Source organism: Streptomyces sp. NPDC048420, assembly GCF_040651535.1.
In the GTDB taxonomy this organism is placed as follows: domain Bacteria; phylum Actinomycetota; class Actinomycetes; order Streptomycetales; family Streptomycetaceae; genus Streptomyces.
The window spans coordinates 1-1,373 of the sequence record NZ_JBEZKG010000030.1 but is presented as its reverse complement, the minus strand read 5'-3'; positions in this window follow the sequence as shown (position 1 = coordinate 1,373).

Below are 1,373 nucleotides of genomic sequence, written 5' to 3'. Positions count from 1 at the left end.
CAGGTACTCGGTGAGGTCGAGGATCTTCGCGGCCTCTTCGACCTTCTGCCGGATCTCCGCCTTGTTGATGCCGGCGATCTTGAGCGCCGCCTCACAGCCGTGAGGCGGCACTTGCACGATGGGTGACCGTCAGCACCATCGAGCCCGGGCAGTCGGTGCGTACCCGACGTGACAACGGGATTCTGGATTGTCGGTTCCGAGTGGTGCGCCGTCGCGTAGCTGAGGTCCTCGCCGAAGGAGCCGTGCAGCCCCCGGGATCTGGCTGCAGTAGACGGGCGGCTGTTCGGCATGGCGGGCCACGCTGAGCGGCAGCCGCCTGCTCGGCTCGATGCGCCCCAGCAGGAGCTCGGCGATAGCCCGACCCCCTGCACCCCCGGGGTGAATGCCTGGACGACGGCGTCCGCGCCGAGTTCCGAGGCGGGCAGCGTCGAGTACCTGCCCTCGATCAGGGCGGCGACGAGGGGTCGGTCAAGCTTCTGCAGGGTGTCGAGGAGTGGCTCCCCATGAGCTCCAGCGTCGCCGTGCAGCGGCCTTCCCCGGGCGGAACCGACGGTGTCGCCGACGACCGCGCCGACGTGGTCCGCCTGGGACGCGACCGCCACCGCCTCAGCCAGTTCGGCCTCGCCGGCCTCGCCGACCTCGCCGGGCAGGGCCGACCGGATCGGGGGTCAGCCGGCAGATCCGCGCACCGCGACGGTGGACGACGATCCAGTCACCGGGTACGAGCTCGTTGCCGTCGAGACGGTCGTGATCAGCTCTCGCACTGTGGGATCTCAAATCCCGTGTCGGAATCTCACGGCCAATGTCGGATCGACGTCGGATTTCGACACCGGCCGTGAAACCGCCCAGGTCAGAGGACCGGCGGCCCGAGCCGCCCTGCGCAGACCGTCGAGGAGCCGACACGGGCGTGAGACTCCAGCGTCCGACACTTCGTGAGACTGGGGATGAAGCCGCAGGTCATGAAGGCGGCATCCGACACGAGCGGCGAGAACCTACACGCACGTCGGACAGCCGAGGTGGGTCGAACGTTGATGACGACGGCCCTCGCAATCCGGGGCGCAGCCAGGCGTCGGCCTGACGCCGGACATCGATGTCCTGACCTGCGCTGTCACCGATCCGGACTGGACTTCCATGACTCGTCGGTCATGGCCGGCGGTGTAGGTGGGCTGCCCCTGCCCTGGTGGTGCGCTCTGCCGTGTACTCCGGTGCTCGGCGGAAGCCGTGATTCCGTTGCTGCGTGTCTCGTTCGGCCGTCACTTGCGCCCGGATAGAATTACAGTCATACTTCAATGGTCGGCGGGTTGCTCAGGGACCCGATCGAGGGGGGTTCTCCCTGGGCCTCCTCTGACCGCCGACCCCGGCTGCAGCCGCAG